Below are 20,460 nucleotides of genomic sequence, written 5' to 3'. Positions count from 1 at the left end.
GGGAAGACTCCTGCTTTTTTATTGCAATGCTTATGCAGCTTGTTGTAAAGCGCGCTTTGCTGCTGTTGAATTATTTAAATAATTCACAGCATCTTGAGTATTGGCTTCTTTCACAGGATTATACCAAGGCATGAGATAGTCGATTTGTCGAGCGACCAACCAAATTGGATTTGGTAAAACCTGATTATCTTGACGACCAATTTTGTACCATTCCATCCAAACCCATGGTCTAAATAAGCTCGGTATTTTGTCGGCAAAACGAGGGTCTTGCCCCATGATATGTGCCGCACCATCAACCCATAAAGCAAGTACACCCACGATTACAGCTACACTCATGTAATAACGTTGTTAGCGGCAAAACCAAAACTCACCAGCAGGTAGAATGTTATTAATCTCATTAATAAAATAACTGGCAAAAGGCTGGTTGGGAATCCAGTCTACGGGTGTGTTTTCCCAGTCAAATTTTACCTTGCGTGGGAGAATTTTATAGTTAATCGAAGAACCAAGGACTTTGTTCTTCACAAATGATAATAATTTCATCGTTTAGTCCTAATCGATAGTGCAATGAACCAACACTAAGCAGTATATGAAAACTACCTAGTGCTTGTGTTTAGCAATACAGGACAATTAAAAATCATTTTATGCATCAAGTTGCATAAAATGCATTATTTATTCTTCTACGTCTATTTCTGAAGCTTCTGGGATCTGATCAAGGTCAAATTCTGCTGGTTGATCAAGTGTGAAATTTAAACGACCACCCATGACGCTTGCCAATTCTTCTAAACCAATTCGATTGAGTGAAGAGAATAATTGAATTGAGAAATCAAGTTTCATTTTCTTCAACTGCTGCTTAATTTCTAATAGTACTTTATTGGCAGGGCCACGGTTTAATTTATCTGCTTTAGTAAGCAGGATATGCACAAACAAATGACGTGAATGTGCCCATTCCAGCATCATTAAGTCAAAGTGTTGTAATGGATGTCGGATGTCCATCAAAAGTACCAAGCCTTGTAAGCTTTTACGATGGATTAGATAGTTCTCAAGTTCTTTCTGCCATACGATTTTCATGGCTTCAGGGACGGCTGCATAACCATAACCTGGTAAATCGACCAAACGTTGATCTGGATTACCTAAGCTAAAAAAGTTAATCATTTGCGTGCGGCCTGGTCTTTTTGAAGCGCGTGCCAGTTGCTTTTGATTAGTTAAAGCATTAATTGCACTCGATTTTCCTGCATTGGAACGACCTGCAAATGCGATTTCATAACCTGTATCTTCTACGCACAAATCCAGTTTAGGCGCACTCATCAAAAATTCAGCTTGGCGTAACCAAGTCAAAGACTGCACTGCATATGCGGTTACAGCAGGATCAGTCTTTTTTTCATAACTGATTTTTTGTTTAGGTGCGAGTTTGGCTTTGGTGTCTTTCGATTTTTCACTACGACGCATAGAAGCTTACTTTTTGAATTGAAATAGCAACAAGTATTATAAAGGATGTGAGAGATTCGTGCGAATCTTGATGTTTAGGCTTTTTGAACGAGTTGTAAAAAATCAATATTTGAATTTGTAGAAGAGGGAAGAATGCCATATTGCACCACTTCTCCAAGGGTATATTGATCAAGGCTTTGATAAAAACATTCTAAAGCTTGATCCAAAATACTTTTAAGTCCGCAATGAGAGCGCAAAACGCAAGGTGGCGTATTACATTCTACGATTTGATGATTGCCTTGTAAGATACGAACAATCTCACCTAATTTTAGACTTTTAGCCTCTGGATTTAAACGAAGTCCACCACCTTTGCCGCGAATCGTTACAATCCAATGCTGTTTTCCCATGAAGTGAACGATTTTCACTAAATGGTTTTGGGATACATGCAGGTCCCGTGCAATATCTGCAATCGTATACGGTACATCACTCGGACGAGCGACATACATTAAGATTCTGAGTGCATAATCAGTAAACTTATTGAGTTGCATGGGTTTTCACTCAATTTATTGCTTTAAACAGAAAGGGCTAGTCTAACATAGACTAGCCCTATGCAAAACGCAGCACCGATTAGCTGAGTTTTACGCCACCCGTACCGAATGCTTCGCTATGGATATTTTCAGCAGGGATGCCACGAGCAACTAAAGCTTTATGCTGCTCTGCCATAAATGGCATTGGACCACACAGATAATAGTCTGCATTGATTGGCAGTAAAGCGGCATCCATCGCTGCTAAATCCAGACGGCCAGCAACGTCATAATCTTCACCTAGCACATCACTTTCATGTGGGAACTCATAGGCAGTAAATGTGCTCAGGCGTGGATATTTTGCTTTTAGTTCATGGATATGCTTTTTCATGGCATGCACTTGGCTGCTGCGGCAAGCATGAATAAAGCTTACAGGTTGCGGCATATCTAAAGTCACCAATTGATTGAGCATTGCAATCATTGGCGTTAAACCTACACCACCACTAATAAATACATTACGTTTGCTGCTATCAATTAAATAGAAGTTACCTGTTGGTGCAGAAACTTCAATTTCTGAACCCTCAGCCAAACCATGCAACGTACTAGATACCCAGCCACCTGCTAACTCACCCTTTTCATCTTCACGTTTAACTGAAATACGTAAGTAATCTGCTTGAGGGCTGGTTGAAAGCGTATATTGACGTGGTTGTCTTAAATTGAGTTCAGGCACAAACACGCGAACTGAAATATATTGACCTGCTTCATATTTTGGTAATTCACCACCATCTACAGGAGCTAGATAGAATGAAGTAATTTCATCGCTTTCAACTACTTTTTTGGCAATTTTGAAATTACGCCAGCCTAACCAACTGCCTTTGGTTTGTTGATGTTGATCATAAATGGCTTTTTCAGTGCTAATAAATAAGTCAGCTAATTGACCATAAGCGGCAGCCCATGCATCAATCAATGGATCTTCCATCGAGATATTCAGTACTTCACTGATAGAGTGCAGTAGATTCTCACCCACAATACTGTAATCAGGTGATTGAATATTCAGGCTGACATGCTTATGGGCAATGAGTTCAACCACAGGCAACAGCACAGATGGGTCCTCAATATTTTCCGCATAAGCTAGTACAGCACCCGCAAGTGCTTGTGCTTGTGCACCACTACGTTGATGCCCCATATTGAAGGTTTCTTTTAATTCAGGGTTATTACCTAACATACGGTTGTAAAAGTAACCAGTGAGTGCCACACCATTTTCACGGAGTACAGGTACAGTTGCTTTTACAAGGTCAATTTGCTGCGGAGTCATGGGTGATCTCTCTTGGCTATCATTTATAAGATGTATTTAAAATATACCTTATAAAATTTATTTGCAAGATCTGTTTTGACTAAAACCATAAAAAAACTAGGGGATAACTGATTATCCCCTGATTTTTAAAATAATAAAGATTTTTATTTGCCAAATAATGAACCCAGTAAACCGCGAACGATCTTTTGACCTGTAGAGCCGCCTAAACTTCGTGCTGCACTTTTGGCAAAAGTTCCCACAATATCTTGGGTGAGTTTTTCACGATCTCGTTGTGCTTTCTCTGCGGCTTTTTGTTGCTCTTTCGCAAAGCGTTCTTGTTCTTTCGCCTGTTGTTTGGCTAAAGCATCTTGTTCTTTGCTTTGCTGCTTTTCTAACTCATCTGCCTGTTTCTGTTGAGACTGTTGTAGCACTTTCTTTTGCAACATTTCATAGGCACTGTCTCGATCCACGGCTTGGTCGTAGACTCCCGCCACAATACTTTGCCCAATAATCACTTGGCGTTCTTCTGGCGTGATTGGTGTAAATGAAGAGTAAGGTGGCATGACCCAACCGCGCTCTACAATTTGCGGTGTCCCTTGTTCATCTAAACAACTAATTAATGCTTCACCTACAGCAAGTTCGGTAATCGCTTGATCAACTTTAAATTCGGGATTGGCTCGAAAGGTATCCGCTGCGGTTTTGACCGCCTTTTGATCTTTTGGGGTAAAGGCACGTAGCGCATGTTGCACACGGTTACCCAGTTGGCCCAAAACGCTTTCAGGCAAATCCAGTGGGTTTTGGGTAATAAAATAAATCCCCACACCTTTGGAGCGAATCAGGCGGACCACCTGTTCGATTTTCTGTTGCAAGGCTGGACTGGCATTTTCAAATAACAAATGAGCCTCATCGAAGAAGAACACCAGTTTCGGCTTATCCATATCGCCAACTTCTGGAAGCTGCCCAAACAGTTCAGAGAGCATCCATAACAGGAATGTGGCGTATAGTTTAGGGGTATTCATTAATTTATCCGCAGCCAGAATATTGATATAACCCTGACCTTGCGTATCGGTTTGAATAAAATCGAGGATATTCAGGCTGGGTTCACCAAAAAATTGTTCTCCACCTTGATCACCTAACGCCAATAAATTACGTTGAATCGCCCCAAGACTAGCAGGAGAAAGATTGCCATATTCGGCTTTTAATTCGGCTGCATTTTCGCTGACATAGGTCAGCATTGCTTTAAGGTCTTTAAAATCAATCAGCAATAAGCCCTGATCATCGGCAATGCGGAAAACTGCCGAGAGCACACCCTCCTGGGTGTCATTCAGATTCAGCATCTGCGCCAACAATAACGGACCAATTTCTGAAATGGTGGTGCGAATTGGATGACCCTGCTGACCAAACAAATCCCAGAACATTACGGGTGATGCAGCAAAAGGCACCGATTCAATGTTTAGTGTTTTGAGACGTTCACCAAACTTGGGACTGCTTACACCTGCCTTGGCTAAACTGGAAACATCTCCTTTTGCATCAGCCAAAAACACAGGCACCCCGAGACGGGAGAAACTTTCAGCAAGCACCTTGAGCGTCACGGTTTTACCTGTGCCTGTCGCCCCTGCAATCAAACCGTGGCGGTTTGCAAATTGAGAATGTAAAACAATATCTTGTGTTGTATCTGTGGTTTTTTTAGCAATAACGATTGGTGTACCCATGCTTCACCTATTCTTGATCTCATTCGAGCTGTTTTAGTGCGTTTTGAATATCTTGGATTAAATCTTGTGGATGTTCTAGTCCTATACAGAAGCGAACCAATAAACCTTGTTGTAAATGTGTATTTTCAAGCGTACGCATCTGTTCTAAATCATAAAGCATAACCAGGCTGACAGGGCCGCCCCAACTAAATCCCAACTTGAATAAGTTTAAGCTATCGCAGAATTTTCGAATCGCAGTAATATCAAATTCAGGTTTAAAAATAACACTGACCAAGCCTGCACTTTTGCCTGTGGTGCAAACCTCTGTCCAGAATGAATGACCTGCGGAATCTGGATGGGCTGGATGCAGTACCTGAGTGAATTGGGGTTGGTGTTTTAACCAGTCTAATAAGGCCAAGGCACTTTTTGACTGCTGTTCATAACGCAGTGACATATGCGCCAGACTACGCTGGATTTGTGCGGTATCATCACCTGAAACGGAGATACCTTGAGTGGCATGCATGCGATAGAGCTTGTGATGTAACTGTTGATCACAGGTCACGACTGAACCCATGAGAATATCGCCGCCGCCACTTGGGTATTTGGTGAGTGCATGCACGGTGATATCGACCGCTAAATGTTCATCAGAAAAATCAAAGGCATTAAAAGCCAGTCCTGCACCCCATGTGTTATCCAAAACAGTCAAAACATTGGCTTGTTGCGCTTTTCTAACCAGATTTTTTAAATCGGGAAATTCCAGCGTGACTGAACCTGCTGCTTCAAGCCAGATCAGTTTACTTTTTTCTGTTGGCTGAAAGCTATTCGCATCAATTGGGTTGTAAATCTTGACCTGAATGCCATAGCGGTCTTGCAGATTCTTTAAGTGTTCCAGATTCGGGCCATAAATATTATCTGCAACCCAAACTTCATCACCTGAGCTTAAAAAAGCACTGTTTACCAAATTAATTGCAGATAATCCGCTTGGAGCAAGTAGGCAATATTTTCCACCCTCAATCTGGGCAATATTGTCGGCTAAGGTGAAAGTGGTTGGAGTACCATGTGTGCCATAACTATAGTCGTAGGGATCGGTCCAGTGACGGTCAAAAAGGTGCGCCGTGGTTTTAAAAATAATCGTTGATGCACGAAATAGGGGAGGCTGGATGGTTTCTATGTATTGGGGAGCTTGGCGTGGTGCATGGATAAGATCGGTCTGAGCATGATTATGTGTCGTCATGGGGCAAAATCTAGGCAATATAATGGTTTAGGTTAAGAGAAAATACACAATCCTGCCAGTGGTTTGCATATTTTGTACAGAATCGGTACAGAGTGGGGAGTTAGCACAAAACTGGCTTTATTTTTGCTAAGACTAATTATCATTCTAACGATAACAGGTTTTGGCGCATGAAGTCGCATTTAAGAGTGCATTATTTTCAGCACATTGCAGGTGAGGGTTTTGGAAGTTGCTATAGCTTCCTGAAAGCACATAAAGCAAAAATTACCGCTACAGAATTCTTTGCTTTGCCCGTCGATTTACCCCTTGAGTTGGAGGCATTGCCCCGTGTGGATGAGGTTGACCTGTTGATCATTATGGGTGGAACCATGAGTGTCAACGACGAGGCAAACTATCCGTGGCTCAGGCTGGAGAAACGCTGGCTGCGTCGCTATCTGGCCGCAGGCAAGCCTGCGATAGGGTTGTGTCTGGGTGGGCAGCTCATTGCCAATGCACTGGGCGCGGCGGTGAGTCGTAATCCTCAGCAGGAACTGGGCTGGATGGATGTAGGGAGGGCATCTTCCGTTCCAGAAGATTGCTTCCAAATTCCCGAGAAGATTAACATTATGCAATGGCATAGTGAAACCTTTGAAATTCCTAAAGGTGGTGTGCGTCTAGCGGAAAACAGGGTGTGTCGTAACCAGCTTTATCAAATAGGACGGAATGTTCTGGGTTTCCAGTTCCACCCAGAAATGACACCACATGCATTACAGCTATTGATTGAAAATGAGGAGGATATGGCAGTATTTAAGGGGGAGTATGTGCAATCCATTGCAGAGTTGAAAAAATCCAATCAAAGCAAATTTGAACAGGGCAATACCCTGCTGAATCAGGCGATTGACTATGTGGTGAGCGCATAGGCGGGCTTTAAAACCAAAAAAAGAAAAGAAGAATTGCATAAGACTTAAACAGTCGCTATAATGGGCGACCCTCAAATGGAGGGCGTTTTCTACGAAGAAAGTAGTCAACGCATTACAGTCGTGGCATCGATCACGACCTTAGTGAATTTCACTGCCCTTGACACTTGCCGAAAGGTGAGGTGCGTCATGGGTGATTCTTTATATATTTGGCTTGGAGTTTACTGGTATGTCTAACCAGAGAATTCGTATCCGTTTGAAGTCTTTTGATCATCGCCTGATTGATCAATCTGCTCAAGAGATCGTAGAAACCGCTAAGCGTACTGGCGCACAGGTGTGTGGTCCAATCCCGATGCCTACTCGCATCGAACGCTTCAACGTTCTTACTTCACCACACGTCAACAAAGACGCTCGTGATCAGTATGAAATCCGCACTTATAAACGCTTGATCGATATCGTTCAACCAACAGATAAAACTGTTGATGCATTGATGAAGTTGGATCTTGCTGCTGGTGTTGATGTTCAGATCGCTTTGGGTTAAGGCTTTCGGTTAATTAACTCTAAGTTAATTAGGCCGCTTTTTTAGAGGTTTATGCACATGGCTATTGGTTTAGTCGGTCGCAAATGTGGTATGACTCGCATCTTTACTGAAGCAGGTGTTTCTGTTCCAGTAACAGTGATCGAAGTCGATCCAAACCGCATTACGCAAATCAAAACACTTGAAACTGATGGTTATCAAGCAATTCAAGTAACTACTGGTGAACGTCGCGAATCGCGCGTAACGAACGCTCAGAAAGGTCACTTCGCGAAAGCGGGTGTTGCTGCTGGTCGTTTAGTTAAAGAGTTCCGTGTTACTGAAGCTGAGCTTGAAGGTCGTGAAGTTGGTGCTTCTATCGGTGTTGATTTGTTCACAGTTGGTCAAATTGTTGATGTAACTGGTCAATCAAAAGGTAAAGGCTTCCAAGGTGGTGTTAAGCGTTGGAATTTCCGTACGCAAGATGCTACTCATGGTAACTCTGTATCTCACCGTGTATTAGGTTCTACAGGTCAAAACCAGACTCCTGGTCGCGTGTTCAAAGGCAAGAAAATGGCTGGTCACTTAGGTGATGAACGCGTAACAGTTCAAGGTCTTGAAATTGTATCTATTGACGCTGAACGTTCTGTTTTAGTTGTTAAAGGTGCTGTTCCTGGTGCAACGAATGGTGACGTGATTGTACGTCCTACCATCAAAGCGTAAGGTGAAATAGAATGAATTTAAAAACTGTTTCTGGCGCTGCGGTTGAATTATCAGAAGTTGCTTTTGGTCGTGAATTTAACGAAGCTCTTGTACATCAGGTTGTTACAGCTTACCTAGCTGGTGGTCGTCAAGGTACTCGTGCTCACAAATCACGTGCAGATGTTTCTGGTGGTGGTAAAAAGCCATTTCGTCAAAAAGGTACTGGTCGCGCTCGTGCGGGTTCTATTCGTAGCCCAATCTGGGTTGGTGGTGGTAAAACTTTTGCTGCTCGCCCACAGGATTGGTCTCAAAAAGTAAACCGTAAGATGTATCGCGGTGCAATGCAATGTATTTTGGCTGAACTTGTTCGCCAGGATCGTCTTGTATTGGTTGAAGAGTTTGCTGTTGCTGCTCCTAAAACCAAAGACTTGCTTGCTAAATTGAACGACTTGAATGCAACTCGTGCATTGATCGTTACAGATGCTGTAGATGAGAACTTATATCTTGCAGCGCGCAACATTCCACACGTTGATGTGGTTGATGCTGCTGCAATCGATCCGGTTAGCTTGATCGCATTCGATAAAGTTGTCATGTCTGTAGCTGCTGCTAAGAAAATTGAGGTAGAACTCGGATGAACAACGAACGTCTATATCAAGTCCTACAAGGACCAGTATTCTCAGAAAAAGCACAAGTTTTAGGTGATACTGCTGGTGTTCAGGTGTTTAAGGTTGCATTAAATGCAAACAAGCTTGAAATCAAGAAAGCAGTTGAACAACTCTTTGGTGTTGAAGTTGTTAAAGTAAACACAACAATCACCAAGGGTAAAGCAAAACGCTTTGGTAAGACATTGGGACGCCGTTCTGATGTTAAAAAAGCATACGTCACCCTGAAAGCTGGCCAAGATGTTGAAATGGCTGACTTGGGCGATACCGCTGACAACGCAGCGGAATAAGGACGAAAATTATGCCAATTCAAAAATGTAAGCCAACGTCTCCAGGACGTCGCTTTGTAGAGAAAGTGGTTCATGACCATCTTCACAAAGGCGCGCCTTATGCACCGTTGGTAGAAGCTAAAAAACGTACTGGTGGTCGTAATAACAATGGTCACATCACTACACGTCATGTGGGTGGTGGTCATAAACAAAACTACCGTATTGTTGACTTTAAACGTAACAAAGATGGTATTCCAGCGACTGTAGAGCGCATCGAATACGATCCTAACCGTACAGCGCATATTGCTTTGTTGAAATATGCTGACGGTGAACGTCGTTACATCATTGCACCTAAAGGCTTACGTGCTGGTGATAAAGTTCAATCTGGTAACGATGCTCCAATTCGTCCAGGTAACTGCTTACCACTTCGCAACATGCCAATCGGTTCTACACTTCACAACCTTGAACTTAAAATCGGTAAAGGTGCTCAGTTAGCACGTTCTGCTGGTACTTCAGTTCAATTGTTGGGTCGTGATGGTTCTTACGCTATCGTTCGTTTACGTTCTGGTGAAATGCGTAAAATCCACGTTGAATGTCGCGCTGTCATTGGTGAAGTTTCTAACCAGGAAAGCAACCTACGTTCATTGGGTAAAGCTGGTGCTTCACGCTGGCGTGGTGTTCGTCCTACCGTACGTGGTATGGCAATGAACCCAGTTGACCACCCGCACGGTGGTGGTGAAGGGCGTAGCAAGGGTATTCAACCTGTAAGCCCATGGGGTCAAAAAGCGAAGGGGTACAAGACACGTACCAATAAGCGTACGACTAAGATGATTATTCGCGACCGTCGCGTCAAGTAAAGGAATCTGACTAATGCCTCGTTCATTAAAAAAAGGTCCATTCGTCGACGCGCACCTGTTCGCTAAAGTTGAAGCGGCAATTGCTGCAAACAACCGTAAGCCGATCAAAACTTGGTCACGTCGTTCAATGATCCTGCCAGACTTTGTTGGTTTAACAATTTCTGTTCACAATGGCCGTAACCACGTTCCAGTGATTATCACTGAACACATGGTTGGTCATAAACTAGGTGAATTCGCGCCAACTCGTACCTATCGTGGTCACGGTGTTGATAAGAAGTCTAAACGTTAATAGGTGCTATGATGGAAGTAACTGCAAAATTACGCGGTGCCGCTATCTCGGCACAGAAAGCACGTTTAGTTGCTGATTTGATCCGTGGTAAATCGGTTGCGCGCGCGCTAGATATTTTAAACTTCAGCAACAAGAAAGCGGCTGTGCTTGTGAAAAAGGCACTTGAGTCTGCAATCGCCAATGCTGAACACAACAACAGCTTAGATGTTGATGACCTTAAAGTAACTACGATCTACGTTGATGAAGGCATGAGCCTTAAACGTATCCTGCCACGTGCCAAAGGCCGTGCAGACCGTATTACTAAGCGTACTTGTCACATCACCGTTAAGGTAGGGGTTTGATATGGGTCAGAAGGTTCATCCAATCGGTATCCGCCTGGGTGTTGTGAAACGCCATAACGCTAACTGGTATGCGAGTCCGAAACAATACGCTGAATACTTGCTTAAAGATCTTCAGGTTCGTGAGTTTTTAACTAAAAAACTTAAGAACGCGATGATCAGCAATATTCTTATCGAACGCCCTACAGGCGCTGCTAAAGTAACAATTAGCACTGCTCGTCCTGGTATCGTGATCGGTAAAAAAGGCGAAGATATTGAGAAATTACAGCGCGAACTCACCAATATTATGGGTGTTCCAGCTCAAGTTAGCATCAATGAAATTGATCGCCCAGACTTGGACGCACGTCTAGTTGCTGAAGCTATCGCTTCTCAATTGGAAAAACGTGTAATGTTCCGTCGTGCTATGAAACGTGCGGTTCAAAACACCATGCGTGCTGGCGCAAAAGGTATCAAAGTTGAAGTTTCTGGCCGTTTAGGTGGTGCAGAGATCGCTCGTACCGAATGGTATCGTGAAGGTCGTGTACCTTTGCATACGCTTCGTGCGGACATCGACTATGCAACTATGCGTGCAGAAACAACTTACGGTACGATCGGCGTTAAAGTATGGATTTTCCGTGGTGAGATCCTGGGTGGCATGAAACAAGTCATGAACCCTGCTCCTGCTGAAGAACGTCCAGCTAAACGTGGTCGTGGTCGTGGTGAAGGTCAGGAACAACGTCGTGGACGTCGTAATGACCGTGCTGCTGACAAGGGAGAATAATCCATGTTGCAACCTAAACGTACCAAATTCCGTAAAATGCACAAAGGCCGTAACACTGGTCTAGCGCATCGTGGTAGTACAGTATCATTTGGTTCGATTGCAATTAAAGCAACTGAACGTGGTCGCATGACTGCGCGTCAGATTGAAGCTTGCCGTCGTACCATTAGCCGTCGTATTAAGCGTGGTGGTAAAATCTTCATCCGCGTATTCCCAGACAAACCAATTACCGAAAAACCATTAGAAGTTCGTATGGGTAAAGGTAAGGGTAGCGTGGAATACTGGGTGTGTCAGATTCAGCCAGGTAAGATCCTGTACGAAATTGAAGGTGTGAGCGACGAGTTGGCGCGTGAAGCTTTTGAATTGGCTGCCGCTAAACTCCCGTTTAAAACCACTATCGTGACTCGGACGGTGATGTAATGAAAACTAAAGATCTACGTGAAAAGTCGGTAGAAGAGTTGAAAGCGTTGCTTGATGAGCAACAGCTTAACCAATTCCGTCTTCGTATGGCGAAAGCAACTGGTCAACTAGGCAAATCGCACGAAGTGCAAATTGCTCGTAAAACAATTGCTCGTATTAAGACACTCCTTACCGAAAAACAGGGGAACGGACAATGAGTGAAAAAACAGTCCGCACGTTAACAGGCCGTGTTGTAAGCGACAAAATGGACAAGTCTATTGTTGTGCTTATTGAACGCCGTGTTCAACACCCGTTGTATGGCAAATCAATCCGCCGTTCAACTAAACTACACGCTCATGATGAGAACAATGTTGCTAAAACTGGCGACTTGGTGACCATCAAAGAAAGCCGCCCAATTTCTAAAACTAAAGCTTGGGCTTTAGTGGAAGTCGTTGAAGCAGCTGCTGAGTAATTAGACGTTCTTGTTGCATCATCGGACAATTTCGAGTACTCTTTGAGCCTTTCGAAATTGCGACCGGTGATGCTCGGTTTTGGAGTAGGGCAATGATTCAAACCGAAAGTATGCTCGACGTAGCAGACAACAGTGGTGCACGCCGCGTACAATGTATCAAAGTACTAGGTGGTTCACATCGTCGTTATGCTTCTGTTGGCGACATTATTAAAGTTACTGTAAAAGAAGCAATTCCACGCGCACGTGTTAAAAAAGGTGACGTGATGAATGCTGTAGTTGTTCGTACAAAATTTGGCATCCGTCGTCCAGACGGTTCAGTGATTCGTTTCGACGATAACGCTGCTGTTATTTTGAACAACAACAAAGCTCCGATTGCGACTCGTATCTTCGGACCAGTGACTCGTGAACTTCGTACTGAACAGTTCATGAAAATCATTTCATTGGCTCCTGAAGTTCTATAAGAGGCAATCATGGCTAAGATTAAAAAAGGCGATCAAGTAATTGTGATCGCAGGTAAAGAAAAAGGCAAACAGGGTACTGTTTTGTCTGTTTCTGAAGACCGAGTTAAGGTTGAAGGCCTTAACTTAGTGAAGAAGCATCAAAAACCAAACCGTGCTACTGGCGCTGAAGGCGGCATCGTAACACAAGAGGCGACGCTTCATATTTCAAACGTGGCAATTTTTAATGCTACAACCCAAAAGGCTGACCGTGTTGGTTACCAAGTGATTGATGGCACGAAAACTCGTGTTTATAAATCAAATGGTGAATCAGTGGCGGCAGCGAAGTAATAGGTTGAAAAGGCAATGGCCAGACTTAAAGCACGTTACAATGACGAACTTAAAGCGAAGTTAAAAGAAGAACTTGGCATTAAGAATGTGATGGAGATTCCTCGCATCACTAAAATCACCCTGAACATGGGTGTAGGCGCAGCTGCAACTGATAAGAAATTATTGGAAGGTGCTGTGGCTGATATGCAACTCATTGCTGGTCAAAAGCCAGTTGTGACCCTTGCGCGCAAATCAATCGCTGGTTTCAAAATCCGTGATGGTTGGCCAATTGGTTGTAAAGTTACTTTACGTGGCGACCAGATGTACGAATTCTTGGATCGTTTGATCTCGATCGCAATCCCTCGTATCCGTGACTTCCGTGGTTTCTCTTCGAAATCATTTGATGGTCGTGGTAACTACTCTATGGGTTTAAAAGAGCAGATCGTTTTCCCTGAAATCGATTTTGACAAAATTGATCGTATCCGTGGTTTAGACATCACGATTACGACCACTGCTCGTAGCGATGACGAAGGCCGTGCGCTTATGCGTGCATTCGGCTTCCCGTTCAAATAAGAGGTCGATATGGCTAAGAAAGGTATGATTAATCGCGAATTGAAACGCGAAAAGACAGTTGCTAAATACGCTGCAAAACGTGCTGAATTAAAAGCAACGATTGCAAACGTAAATGCAAGTGACGAAGAACGTTTCGAAGCGATGATGAAGTTACAAGCATTACCACGTAATGCATCTCCAGTACGTCTTCGTAACCGCTGTGGTTTAACTGGTCGTCCTCATGGTTACTTCCGTAAGTTCGGTTTAAGCCGTAACAAATTACGCGATACAGTAATGCAGGGTGATGTACCAGGCGTTGTTAAAGCAAGCTGGTAAGGAGCGACTAAATGAGTATGCAAGATACCGTTGCCGACATGCTAACCCGTGTTCGTAACGCACAAATGGCAAAGAAACAAACTGTTTCTATGCCTTCTTCTAAGTTGAAAGTTGCGATTGCAAACGTACTTCAACAAGAAGGTTATATTTCAAATGTAGAAGTGGCTCAAGAAGAGACAAAATCTACTTTGACTATTACGTTAAAATATTTCGAAGGCAAACCAGTTATCGAAATGGTTAAGCGCGTAAGCCGTCCAGGTCTTCGCCAATACCGTGGTAAAGATAAACTTCCAAGCGTTAAGCAAGGTTTAGGTATTGCAATTGTTTCTACAAGCAAAGGCATCATGACTGATCGCGCTGCACGTGCTGCGGGCATTGGTGGTGAAGTTATTGCTTTTGTTTCTTAATAGGTGATTCCTCATGTCTCGTGTGGCTAAAGCCCCAGTAACTGTACCTAATAGTGTAACAGTTACTCAGAACGGCCGGCAGGTCGAAGTGAAAGGCAGCAAAGGTACATTGTCTTTCAACCTGCATGCGCTGGTCGAGCTTAAACAGGAAGAAGGTAAACTTCAACTTGCTCCAGTGAAAGAGTCGAAAGATGCCTGGATGCAGGCTGGTACTGCTCGCGCTGTATTGAATAACCTTGTAAAAGGTGTTAGCGAAGGCTTCGAACGTAAGTTACAGCTCGTTGGTGTTGGTTATAAAGCTGCGGTGAAAGGTGACGTTGTTAACCTGGCACTCGGTTACTCACACCCAATTGATTACGCTTTACCTGAAGGGGTAACAGCGGAAACTCCAACTGCGACTGAAATCATCCTGAAATCAGCAAACAAGCAGTTGTTAGGTCAAGTGGCAGCGGAAATCCGTGCATACCGTTCTCCTGAACCATATAAAGGTAAAGGTGTTCGTTATTCGGATGAAGTTATTCTTCGTAAAGAAGCTAAGAAGAAATAAGGCGCGAGGTTCTTATGAACGAAAAGAAACAATCCCGTTTGCGTCGTGCGAAAAGCACACGCTTGCACATTCGTGCATTGGGTGCGACTCGTTTGTGTGTCAACCGCACGCCGCGTCACATCTATGCACAAGTTATCTCAGCAGATGGTGGCAAAGTTTTAGCGCAAGCTTCAACTTTGGATGCATCATTGCGTAGCGGTGCGACTGGTAACATCGATGCAGCAACAAAAGTTGGTGCTTTAATCGCAGAACGTGCGAAAGCAGCAGGTGTAACGAAAGTTGCATTTGATCGTTCTGGTTTTAAATATCATGGTCGTATCAAAGCCTTGGCTGATGCTGCCCGTGAAGGCGGCTTGGAGTTCTAATCATGGCGAAAGTTGAACAAAACGAAGGTCTCGTTGAAAAGCTGGTTGCCGTTGATCGTGTAGCCAAAGTTGTTAAGGGTGGTCGTATCTTCTCTTTCACAGCATTAACTGTTGTGGGTGATGGTAATGGTCGCGTCGGTTTTGGTCGTGGTAAAGCGCGTGAAGTTCCAGCTGCTATTGCTAAAGCACTTGAAGCTGCGCGTCGTAACATGATTACTGTTGATCTTGTTAACGGTACTGTACAACACCCTATTAATGCTCGTCACGGTGCAAGCCGCGTTTACATGCAGCCTGCTTCTGAAGGTACTGGTGTAATTGCTGGTGGTGCTATGCGTGCAGTTCTAGAAGCTGTTGGCGTACATAACGTATTGACAAAATGCTATGGTTCTACAAACGCTGCTAACGTAGTTAACGCAACTTTTAAAGGTTTGCGTGATATGACTTCTCCTGAGAAAGTTGCTGCGAAACGTGGTCTTTCAGTAGAAGAAATTCAAGGGTAATCAATCATGAAAACGATTAAAGTTACCCAGACTAAATCTTCTTCGCATCGTTTAAAAAATCATAAACTTTGCTTACAAGGTCTAGGTCTGCGTCGTATTGGTCATACTGTGGAAGTGCAAGATACGCCTTCTAACCGTGGTATGATCAACAAAGTCTACTATATGGTTAGTGTAGAGGAATAAGCCATGACTCTGCGTTTAAATGAACTTGCACCTGCAGAAGGTGCTAAGCGTGAACACCGTCGTCTGGGCCGTGGTATCGGTTCTGGCGTTGGTAAGACTGGTGGTCGTGGTATCAAGGGTCAAAACTCACGTAAAAGTGGTGGTACTCGTCCAGGTTTTGAAGGCGGTCAAACAGCGTTATATCGTCGTTTACCAAAATTCGGTTTCACTAGCCAAATCGCTTTGAAAACTGCTGAAGTACGCTTGTCTGAGTTGAATAAGGTTGAAGGTGATGTTGTTAGCCTTGAAACTTTAAAAGCTGCGAATGTTGTTCGTCGTGACCAAATTCGTGCTCGCATCGTGCTTTCTGGTGAAATCACTCGCGCATTCACTGTACAAGGTGTTGTGTTGACTAAAGGCGCTAAAGCTGCTGTTGAAGCTGCTGGCGGTAAAGTCGAGGAGTAATCTCGAGTGTCTATGACTCCTAGTTCTACTGGTCATGTAAACATGATGAAAGGCCAACCATTTCATGTGAAATACCGTGAAATTATTCGTCGATTAATGTTTTTGATTGGCGCGTTATTGGTCTTTCGACTAGGAGCGCATATTCCGTTGCCAGGTATTGATAACGTAGCGCTAGCACAGTTTTTTAAAGCTAATGAAGGTACTTTCTTAGGTTTATTTAACATGTTCTCTGGCGGTGCGTTGGAACGCATGTCAATTCTGGCGTTGGGAATCATGCCTTATATCTCTGCATCGATTATCGTGCAGTTGATGTCAACGGTGGTTCCTTCGCTGGAAGCTTTGAAAAAAGAAGGCGAACAGGGCAAGCGTAAGATCAATCAATATACGCGTTACGGCACCCTGCTGCTTGCACTTGTGCAAGGGGTGGGTATGTGTGCAGGTCTGATTAGTCAGGGAATTACCCTGACCTCAGGCCTAGCATTCTATGTTCCAGCAGTCACTTCGCTGGTTGCGGGAACAATGTTTTTGATGTGGCTGGGAGAACAAATTACCGAACGTGGTATTGGTAATGGCATCTCCATGATCATTTTTGCGGGTATTGTGGCAGGTTTGCCAAATCTCGTGATTCAGTCGTTTTCGTCTGTTCAGAATGGTCAGGGTAGTTTAATTGGTTTAGCTGTATTCGGTTTATTATCGTTGGCAGTCCTCGCTGCGATTGTGTTTATTGAAAAGGCACAGCGTCGTATTCCAGTAAACTATGCTCAAAAACAACAGGGTCGTCGTGTATTTACTGCACAGCAAACACATTTACCATTAAAAATTAACATGGCAGGTGTAATTCCAGCAATTTTTGCAAGCTCATTGTTACTATTTCCAGCGAGCTTGGGACAGTGGTTGGGAAGTGCTGATCCAAATGCAGGGATTGTAAAACGTAGTCTGCAAGATCTGGCATTGGTGTTATCGCCTGGACAGCCGTTGTATTTAATGCTCTTTGGCGCGTTAATTATTTTCTTCTGTTATTTCTATACTGCGCTGGTGTTCAGCCCGAAAGAAGTTTCAGAAAACTTAAAGCGTAGCGGAGCATATGTGCCTGGTATCCGCCCAGGTGAGCAAACGGCTCGTTATTTAGATCATATTCTTAACCGTTTGACATTTATTGGTGCAATTTACATTACAGTCGTATGCTTGATGCCGATGGTGCTGCAAAGTTCATTTGGTATTCCATTCCATTTAGGTGGAACATCGTTGCTGATTGTGGTGGTCGTGGTAATGGACTTTATGGCGCAACTTCAGGCGCACCTTACTTCGCATCAATATGATGACCAAACGTTAATGAGAAAAACGACTGCTCATCCTAAGGGATAAGCGCACTTAGAGGTTTCATCATGAAAGTACAAGCTTCTGTAAAGAAAATTTGTGGTAGCTGCAAAGTTATCCGTCGTAATGGGGTTATTCGCGTGATTTGTAGCGCAGAACCTCGTCATAAGCAGCGTCAAGGTTAATTTAATTAAGACCTGTTGATTTCAGTAGGCTAATTAGGTTATTATCCGCCCCTCAAGATTTTTGTGGGGCGGTTGATTATCTTGACTGCCTTTTTGGAGAAAATTGAATGGCTCGTATTGCCGGTGTAAACATTCCGGATAACAAGCATGCTGTTATCTCTCTCACGTATATTTTTGGTATCGGTCGCCACACTGCTAAAAACATTTTAGCTGCTGCAGGCATTTCTACTACTACTAAAATTCGTGAATTAGATGATGCTCAGCTTGATGCGATTCGTGCAGAAGTTGCCAAGGTTCCGACCGAAGGTGATTTACGTCGCGAAATTTCCATGAACATCAAACGTTTAATGGATTTAGGCTGCTACCGCGGTCTTCGTCATCGTCGCAGCTTGCCTGTTCGCGGACAACGCACCAAAACTAACGCACGTACCCGTAAAGGTCCGCGCAAACCGATTAAAAAGTAAGATTTCTGGAAGCTAAAAGATGGCTAAAGATACTCGCACACGCAAGAAGGTCACTCGTACCGTCTCTGAAGGTGTTGCACACATTCACGCGTCTTTTAATAACACCATTGTAACGATTACCGATCGTCAAGGTAATGCATTGGCTTGGGCCACCTCAGGTGGACAAGGCTTCCGTGGTTCACGTAAATCAACTCCGTTCGCTGCCCAGGTAGCTGCTGAAGTTGCTGGTAAAGCAGCTTTGGATTACGGTTTGAAAAATCTGGATGTCCTTGTGAAAGGTCCTGGTCCAGGTCGTGAGTCTGCGGTTCGTGCATTAGGCGCAGTGGGTTATAAGATTAACAGCATTACCGATGTGACACCAATTCCTCACAACGGTTGCCGTCCACCTAAAAAACGTCGCGTGTAAGGAGAAACATTCATGGCTCGTTATATTGGTCCAAAATGCAAACTCTCTCGTCGCGAAGGGACAGACCTGCAACTTAAATCAGGCGTTAAACCGTTTGATGTAAAAACTAAAAAAGCGAACAAAGCACCTGGTCAACATGGTGCGGCTCGTGGTGGTAAACAATCTGAGTATTCACTACAATTACGTGAAAAACAAAAAGTACGTCGTATGTACGGTGTGTTAGAGCGTCAATTTAGTAACTACTATAAAGAAGCAGCTCGTGTTAAAGGTGCAACAGGTGAAAACTTGTTGAAATTGCTTGAAAGCCGTCTGGACAACGTTGTTTATCGCATGGGTTTTGGTTCTACACGTGCAGAAGCTCGTCAGTTAGTTAGTCACCGTTCTATTACTTTAAATGGCCGTCGTGTAAACATTGCGTCTATTCAAGTAAAAGCGGGTGATGTAATTGCTGTTCATGAGGGTGCTAAACAACAATTGCGTATCAAAAATGCAATTGAATTAGCTGCTCAACGTGGTCTCCCTGCTTGGATGGAAGTTGATCATTCTAAGTTAGAAGGTACGTTCAAAGCTGCACCTGATCGTTCTGATCTACCTGCTGAAATCAACGAAAGCTTGATTGTAGAATTGTATTCTAAATAATCCTTGAGGTAGCAATAAATGACGCGTACTGCAAACGAGTTTCTAACTCCGCAAGCGATCAAGGTCGAAGCGGTGAGCGGGACCTCGGCAAAAGTGATTCTGGAACCTTTGGAGCGTGGCTTTGGTCATACTCTAGGTAATGCTTTACGTCGCATTCTATTGTCTTCTTTGCCTGGCGCTGCTGTGGTTGAAGTAGAAATAGAAGGCGTCGAGCACGAGTACAGTACTTTAGAAGGCTTGCAGCAGGACATCGTCGAGCTCTTGCTGAACCTAAAAGGATTGTCTATTAAGCTGTTCGATCAAAACGAAGCATATTTAACATTGGAAAAGCAGGGTGCAGGTGACATAACAGCAGCTGACCTCCGTTTGCCTCACAATGTTGAAGTGGTTAACCCTGATCATTTAATCGGTACTTTGAGTTCTTCTGGTTCATTGAAAATGCGCCTTAAAGTGGCTCAAGGTCGTGGTTATGAGACATCTGACTCTCGTTTCCCAGAAGGTGAAACACGTCCTGTAGGTCGTTTACAGTTAGATGCTTCTTATAGCCCAATCAAGCGTGTTTCTTATACAGTAGAAAATGCGCGTGTAGAACAACGTACCGATCTTGATAAGTTAGTGATCGATCTTGAGACTAACGGAACGGTTGATCCTGAGGAAGCGATCCGCAAAGCGGCAACAATCTTGCAACAACAAATTGCAATTTTTGTTGATCTTCAGAAAGATCAAACCCCTGTTGCTCAAGAGCCTCGCGAAGAAGTTGACCCAATTTTGCTTCGTCCAGTAGATGATCTCGAGCTTACTGTTCGTTCTGCTAACTGTTTGAAGGCAGAAAATATTTACTACATTGGTGATCTTGTTCAACGTACTGAAGTTGAGTTGTTAAAAACTCCTAACTTAGGTAAAAAATCGTTAACAGAGATCAAAGATGTTTTGGCATCGAAAGGTTTACAACTCGGCATGCGTTTAGAGAACTGGCCACCAGCTAGTCTCCGTATGGATGACCGATTTGCCTATCGTAGCCGTTAATT

Annotated in this window: 32 protein-coding genes and 2 pseudogenes; 28 read left to right on the top strand and 6 right to left on the bottom strand. The window is 43.7% G+C overall.

Annotation, left to right across the window (positions count from 1 at the left end; translation table 11 throughout):
- Positions 1-30 precede the first annotated feature (30 nt).
- The 6 genes and pseudogenes from F967_RS14400 to F967_RS00535 all read right to left on the bottom strand — a co-directional run bounded on the left by F967_RS14400 (position 31) and on the right by F967_RS00535 (position 6,168).
- Positions 31-540: pseudogene (locus F967_RS14400) on the bottom strand (metal-dependent hydrolase).
- 129 nt (positions 541-669) lie between these two features.
- Positions 670-1,446 (bottom strand): ribosome biogenesis GTP-binding protein YihA/YsxC, encoded by a 777-nt coding sequence (yihA, locus tag F967_RS00555; RefSeq protein WP_004660333.1) that lies wholly within the window; start codon positions 1,444-1,446, stop codon positions 670-672.
- A gap of 74 nt (positions 1,447-1,520) precedes the next feature.
- Entirely contained in the window at positions 1,521-1,973 is a 453-nt protein-coding gene (locus tag F967_RS00550; protein ID WP_004660334.1) for an RrF2 family transcriptional regulator, read from the bottom strand.
- A gap of 79 nt (positions 1,974-2,052) precedes the next feature.
- Positions 2,053-3,264 carry an NO-inducible flavohemoprotein gene (gene hmpA, locus F967_RS00545; RefSeq protein WP_004683279.1) on the bottom strand — a complete coding sequence of 404 codons (1,212 nt, stop codon included), beginning with the start codon at positions 3,262-3,264 and terminating at the stop codon, positions 2,053-2,055.
- 143 nt (positions 3,265-3,407) lie between these two features.
- The gene (locus F967_RS00540; RefSeq protein WP_004797525.1) at positions 3,408-4,955 is read right to left on the bottom strand and encodes a helicase HerA-like domain-containing protein; all 1,548 of its coding nucleotides are present in this window, start codon (positions 4,953-4,955) and stop codon (positions 3,408-3,410) included.
- A gap of 19 nt (positions 4,956-4,974) precedes the next feature.
- Positions 4,975-6,168, bottom strand: a complete 1,194-nt coding sequence (locus tag F967_RS00535) for a PLP-dependent transferase (RefSeq protein WP_004797523.1) — start codon at positions 6,166-6,168, stop codon at positions 4,975-4,977.
- A gap of 167 nt (positions 6,169-6,335) precedes the next feature.
- On the opposite strand from F967_RS00535, the gene F967_RS00530 reads away from it, so the two are divergent.
- The 28 genes and pseudogenes from F967_RS00530 to F967_RS00400 all read left to right on the top strand — a co-directional run bounded on the left by F967_RS00530 (position 6,336) and on the right by F967_RS00400 (position 20,458).
- Entirely contained in the window at positions 6,336-7,064 is a 729-nt protein-coding gene (locus F967_RS00530) for a type 1 glutamine amidotransferase (RefSeq protein WP_004678598.1), read from the top strand.
- A gap of 226 nt (positions 7,065-7,290) precedes the next feature.
- Positions 7,291-7,602, top strand: a complete 312-nt coding sequence (rpsJ, locus tag F967_RS00525) for a 30S ribosomal protein S10 (RefSeq protein ID WP_000070912.1) — start codon at positions 7,291-7,293, stop codon at positions 7,600-7,602.
- A gap of 57 nt (positions 7,603-7,659) precedes the next feature.
- A complete protein-coding gene (rplC, locus tag F967_RS00520; protein ID WP_004777442.1) occupies positions 7,660-8,298 on the top strand; it encodes a 50S ribosomal protein L3 in 639 nt (212 codons plus the stop codon).
- Between the two features lie 11 nt (positions 8,299-8,309).
- Entirely contained in the window at positions 8,310-8,912 is a 603-nt protein-coding gene (gene rplD / locus F967_RS00515) for a 50S ribosomal protein L4 (protein WP_004797521.1), read from the top strand.
- The gene (gene rplW / locus F967_RS00510; RefSeq protein WP_004678592.1) at positions 8,909-9,229 is read left to right on the top strand and encodes a 50S ribosomal protein L23; all 321 of its coding nucleotides are present in this window, start codon (positions 8,909-8,911) and stop codon (positions 9,227-9,229) included. The genes rplD and rplW overlap by 4 nt, the downstream gene beginning before the upstream one ends.
- Before the next feature lie 11 nt (positions 9,230-9,240).
- Entirely contained in the window at positions 9,241-10,065 is an 825-nt protein-coding gene (gene rplB / locus F967_RS00505; RefSeq protein WP_004678591.1) for a 50S ribosomal protein L2, read from the top strand.
- Between the two features lie 13 nt (positions 10,066-10,078).
- A complete protein-coding gene (rpsS, locus tag F967_RS00500) occupies positions 10,079-10,354 on the top strand; it encodes a 30S ribosomal protein S19 (RefSeq protein WP_004678590.1) in 276 nt (91 codons plus the stop codon).
- An 11-nt stretch (positions 10,355-10,365) separates the two neighbouring features.
- Positions 10,366-10,695 (top strand): 50S ribosomal protein L22, encoded by a 330-nt coding sequence (gene rplV, locus F967_RS00495; protein ID WP_004683272.1) that lies wholly within the window; start codon positions 10,366-10,368, stop codon positions 10,693-10,695.
- 1 nt (position 10,696) lies between these two features.
- Positions 10,697-11,516 (top strand): annotated as a pseudogene (gene rpsC / locus F967_RS00490) (30S ribosomal protein S3).
- Complete coding sequence (rplP, locus tag F967_RS00485) at positions 11,456-11,869, top strand: 50S ribosomal protein L16 (protein ID WP_004683271.1); 414 nt, start codon at positions 11,456-11,458, stop codon at positions 11,867-11,869. The pseudogene rpsC and the gene rplP overlap by 61 nt, the downstream one beginning before the upstream one ends.
- A complete protein-coding gene (rpmC, locus tag F967_RS00480) occupies positions 11,869-12,066 on the top strand; it encodes a 50S ribosomal protein L29 (protein WP_000849927.1) in 198 nt (65 codons plus the stop codon). The genes rplP and rpmC overlap by 1 nt, the downstream gene beginning before the upstream one ends.
- The gene (gene rpsQ / locus F967_RS00475) at positions 12,063-12,320 is read left to right on the top strand and encodes a 30S ribosomal protein S17 (RefSeq protein WP_004678586.1); all 258 of its coding nucleotides are present in this window, start codon (positions 12,063-12,065) and stop codon (positions 12,318-12,320) included. Before rpmC ends, rpsQ begins: the two co-directional genes overlap by 4 nt.
- Positions 12,321-12,412: 92 nt before the next feature.
- Positions 12,413-12,781: a 50S ribosomal protein L14 gene (gene rplN, locus F967_RS00470; protein ID WP_004657680.1), complete on the top strand. Its 369-nt coding sequence runs from the start codon at positions 12,413-12,415 to the stop codon at positions 12,779-12,781.
- A gap of 9 nt (positions 12,782-12,790) precedes the next feature.
- On the top strand, positions 12,791-13,108 hold the full coding sequence (gene rplX, locus F967_RS00465) for a 50S ribosomal protein L24 (RefSeq protein WP_004678584.1): 318 nt from the start codon (positions 12,791-12,793) through the stop codon (positions 13,106-13,108).
- 15 nt (positions 13,109-13,123) lie between these two features.
- Positions 13,124-13,660, top strand: a complete 537-nt coding sequence (gene rplE / locus F967_RS00460; RefSeq protein WP_004678582.1) for a 50S ribosomal protein L5 — start codon at positions 13,124-13,126, stop codon at positions 13,658-13,660.
- A gap of 9 nt (positions 13,661-13,669) precedes the next feature.
- Positions 13,670-13,975 carry a 30S ribosomal protein S14 gene (gene rpsN / locus F967_RS00455; RefSeq protein WP_004660360.1) on the top strand — a complete coding sequence of 102 codons (306 nt, stop codon included), beginning with the start codon at positions 13,670-13,672 and terminating at the stop codon, positions 13,973-13,975.
- 11 nt (positions 13,976-13,986) lie between these two features.
- On the top strand, positions 13,987-14,382 hold the full coding sequence (gene rpsH / locus F967_RS00450; protein ID WP_000062616.1) for a 30S ribosomal protein S8: 396 nt from the start codon (positions 13,987-13,989) through the stop codon (positions 14,380-14,382).
- Positions 14,383-14,395: 13 nt separating this feature from the next.
- On the top strand, positions 14,396-14,929 hold the full coding sequence (gene rplF / locus F967_RS00445) for a 50S ribosomal protein L6 (RefSeq protein WP_004678579.1): 534 nt from the start codon (positions 14,396-14,398) through the stop codon (positions 14,927-14,929).
- Between the two features lie 14 nt (positions 14,930-14,943).
- Positions 14,944-15,294, top strand: coding sequence for a 50S ribosomal protein L18 (gene rplR / locus F967_RS00440; RefSeq protein WP_004678578.1), 351 nt, complete (start codon positions 14,944-14,946; stop codon positions 15,292-15,294).
- Positions 15,295-15,296: 2 nt separating this feature from the next.
- Entirely contained in the window at positions 15,297-15,794 is a 498-nt protein-coding gene (gene rpsE / locus F967_RS00435; RefSeq protein WP_004678577.1) for a 30S ribosomal protein S5, read from the top strand.
- 6 nt (positions 15,795-15,800) lie between these two features.
- A complete protein-coding gene (gene rpmD, locus F967_RS00430; protein WP_000849088.1) occupies positions 15,801-15,977 on the top strand; it encodes a 50S ribosomal protein L30 in 177 nt (58 codons plus the stop codon).
- Positions 15,978-15,980: 3 nt separating this feature from the next.
- On the top strand, positions 15,981-16,421 hold the full coding sequence (gene rplO, locus F967_RS00425; protein WP_004760654.1) for a 50S ribosomal protein L15: 441 nt from the start codon (positions 15,981-15,983) through the stop codon (positions 16,419-16,421).
- 45 nt (positions 16,422-16,466) lie between these two features.
- Positions 16,467-17,786 carry a preprotein translocase subunit SecY gene (secY, locus tag F967_RS00420; RefSeq protein WP_171062321.1) on the top strand — a complete coding sequence of 440 codons (1,320 nt, stop codon included), beginning with the start codon at positions 16,467-16,469 and terminating at the stop codon, positions 17,784-17,786.
- 20 nt (positions 17,787-17,806) lie between these two features.
- Complete coding sequence (gene rpmJ, locus F967_RS13395) at positions 17,807-17,923, top strand: 50S ribosomal protein L36 (protein WP_000867907.1); 117 nt, start codon at positions 17,807-17,809, stop codon at positions 17,921-17,923.
- 107 nt (positions 17,924-18,030) lie between these two features.
- On the top strand, positions 18,031-18,387 hold the full coding sequence (gene rpsM / locus F967_RS00415) for a 30S ribosomal protein S13 (protein WP_004678572.1): 357 nt from the start codon (positions 18,031-18,033) through the stop codon (positions 18,385-18,387).
- Positions 18,388-18,406: 19 nt separating this feature from the next.
- Positions 18,407-18,793: a 30S ribosomal protein S11 gene (gene rpsK, locus F967_RS00410; RefSeq protein WP_001040166.1), complete on the top strand. Its 387-nt coding sequence runs from the start codon at positions 18,407-18,409 to the stop codon at positions 18,791-18,793.
- A 12-nt stretch (positions 18,794-18,805) separates the two neighbouring features.
- Positions 18,806-19,432, top strand: coding sequence for a 30S ribosomal protein S4 (gene rpsD / locus F967_RS00405; RefSeq protein ID WP_004678568.1), 627 nt, complete (start codon positions 18,806-18,808; stop codon positions 19,430-19,432).
- Positions 19,433-19,450: 18 nt separating this feature from the next.
- The gene (locus tag F967_RS00400) at positions 19,451-20,458 is read left to right on the top strand and encodes a DNA-directed RNA polymerase subunit alpha (RefSeq protein WP_004683263.1); all 1,008 of its coding nucleotides are present in this window, start codon (positions 19,451-19,453) and stop codon (positions 20,456-20,458) included.
- Positions 20,459-20,460 lie beyond the last annotated feature (2 nt).

The sequence above is a fragment of the Acinetobacter sp. CIP 102637 genome (assembly GCF_000368425.1).
Lineage (GTDB): Bacteria > Pseudomonadota > Gammaproteobacteria > Pseudomonadales > Moraxellaceae > Acinetobacter > Acinetobacter parvus.
The sequence above is the reverse complement of the archived record's forward strand: the minus strand, read 5'-3'. Positions and strand labels throughout refer to the sequence as shown.

Coding starts and splice junctions, on each gene's coding strand:
- yihA (WP_004660333.1), bottom strand. CDS start 1,446: ATGCGTCGTAGTGAAAAATCGAAAGACACCAAAGCCAAACTCGCACCT.
- F967_RS00550 (WP_004660334.1), bottom strand. CDS start 1,973: ATGCAACTCAATAAGTTTACTGATTATGCACTCAGAATCTTAATGTAT.
- hmpA (WP_004683279.1), bottom strand. CDS start 3,264: ATGACTCCGCAGCAAATTGACCTTGTAAAAGCAACTGTACCTGTACTC.
- F967_RS00540 (WP_004797525.1), bottom strand. CDS start 4,955: ATGGGTACACCAATCGTTATTGCTAAAAAAACCACAGATACAACACAA.
- F967_RS00535 (WP_004797523.1), bottom strand. CDS start 6,168: ATGACGACACATAATCATGCTCAGACCGATCTTATCCATGCACCACGC.
- F967_RS00530 (WP_004678598.1), top strand. CDS start 6,336: ATGAAGTCGCATTTAAGAGTGCATTATTTTCAGCACATTGCAGGTGAG.
- rpsJ (WP_000070912.1), top strand. CDS start 7,291: ATGTCTAACCAGAGAATTCGTATCCGTTTGAAGTCTTTTGATCATCGC.
- rplC (WP_004777442.1), top strand. CDS start 7,660: ATGGCTATTGGTTTAGTCGGTCGCAAATGTGGTATGACTCGCATCTTT.
- rplD (WP_004797521.1), top strand. CDS start 8,310: ATGAATTTAAAAACTGTTTCTGGCGCTGCGGTTGAATTATCAGAAGTT.
- rplW (WP_004678592.1), top strand. CDS start 8,909: ATGAACAACGAACGTCTATATCAAGTCCTACAAGGACCAGTATTCTCA.
- rplB (WP_004678591.1), top strand. CDS start 9,241: ATGCCAATTCAAAAATGTAAGCCAACGTCTCCAGGACGTCGCTTTGTA.
- rpsS (WP_004678590.1), top strand. CDS start 10,079: ATGCCTCGTTCATTAAAAAAAGGTCCATTCGTCGACGCGCACCTGTTC.
- rplV (WP_004683272.1), top strand. CDS start 10,366: ATGGAAGTAACTGCAAAATTACGCGGTGCCGCTATCTCGGCACAGAAA.
- rplP (WP_004683271.1), top strand. CDS start 11,456: ATGTTGCAACCTAAACGTACCAAATTCCGTAAAATGCACAAAGGCCGT.
- rpmC (WP_000849927.1), top strand. CDS start 11,869: ATGAAAACTAAAGATCTACGTGAAAAGTCGGTAGAAGAGTTGAAAGCG.
- rpsQ (WP_004678586.1), top strand. CDS start 12,063: ATGAGTGAAAAAACAGTCCGCACGTTAACAGGCCGTGTTGTAAGCGAC.
- rplN (WP_004657680.1), top strand. CDS start 12,413: ATGATTCAAACCGAAAGTATGCTCGACGTAGCAGACAACAGTGGTGCA.
- rplX (WP_004678584.1), top strand. CDS start 12,791: ATGGCTAAGATTAAAAAAGGCGATCAAGTAATTGTGATCGCAGGTAAA.
- rplE (WP_004678582.1), top strand. CDS start 13,124: ATGGCCAGACTTAAAGCACGTTACAATGACGAACTTAAAGCGAAGTTA.
- rpsN (WP_004660360.1), top strand. CDS start 13,670: ATGGCTAAGAAAGGTATGATTAATCGCGAATTGAAACGCGAAAAGACA.
- rpsH (WP_000062616.1), top strand. CDS start 13,987: ATGAGTATGCAAGATACCGTTGCCGACATGCTAACCCGTGTTCGTAAC.
- rplF (WP_004678579.1), top strand. CDS start 14,396: ATGTCTCGTGTGGCTAAAGCCCCAGTAACTGTACCTAATAGTGTAACA.
- rplR (WP_004678578.1), top strand. CDS start 14,944: ATGAACGAAAAGAAACAATCCCGTTTGCGTCGTGCGAAAAGCACACGC.
- rpsE (WP_004678577.1), top strand. CDS start 15,297: ATGGCGAAAGTTGAACAAAACGAAGGTCTCGTTGAAAAGCTGGTTGCC.
- rpmD (WP_000849088.1), top strand. CDS start 15,801: ATGAAAACGATTAAAGTTACCCAGACTAAATCTTCTTCGCATCGTTTA.
- rplO (WP_004760654.1), top strand. CDS start 15,981: ATGACTCTGCGTTTAAATGAACTTGCACCTGCAGAAGGTGCTAAGCGT.
- secY (WP_171062321.1), top strand. CDS start 16,467: ATGAAAGGCCAACCATTTCATGTGAAATACCGTGAAATTATTCGTCGA.
- rpmJ (WP_000867907.1), top strand. CDS start 17,807: ATGAAAGTACAAGCTTCTGTAAAGAAAATTTGTGGTAGCTGCAAAGTT.
- rpsM (WP_004678572.1), top strand. CDS start 18,031: ATGGCTCGTATTGCCGGTGTAAACATTCCGGATAACAAGCATGCTGTT.
- rpsK (WP_001040166.1), top strand. CDS start 18,407: ATGGCTAAAGATACTCGCACACGCAAGAAGGTCACTCGTACCGTCTCT.
- rpsD (WP_004678568.1), top strand. CDS start 18,806: ATGGCTCGTTATATTGGTCCAAAATGCAAACTCTCTCGTCGCGAAGGG.
- F967_RS00400 (WP_004683263.1), top strand. CDS start 19,451: ATGACGCGTACTGCAAACGAGTTTCTAACTCCGCAAGCGATCAAGGTC.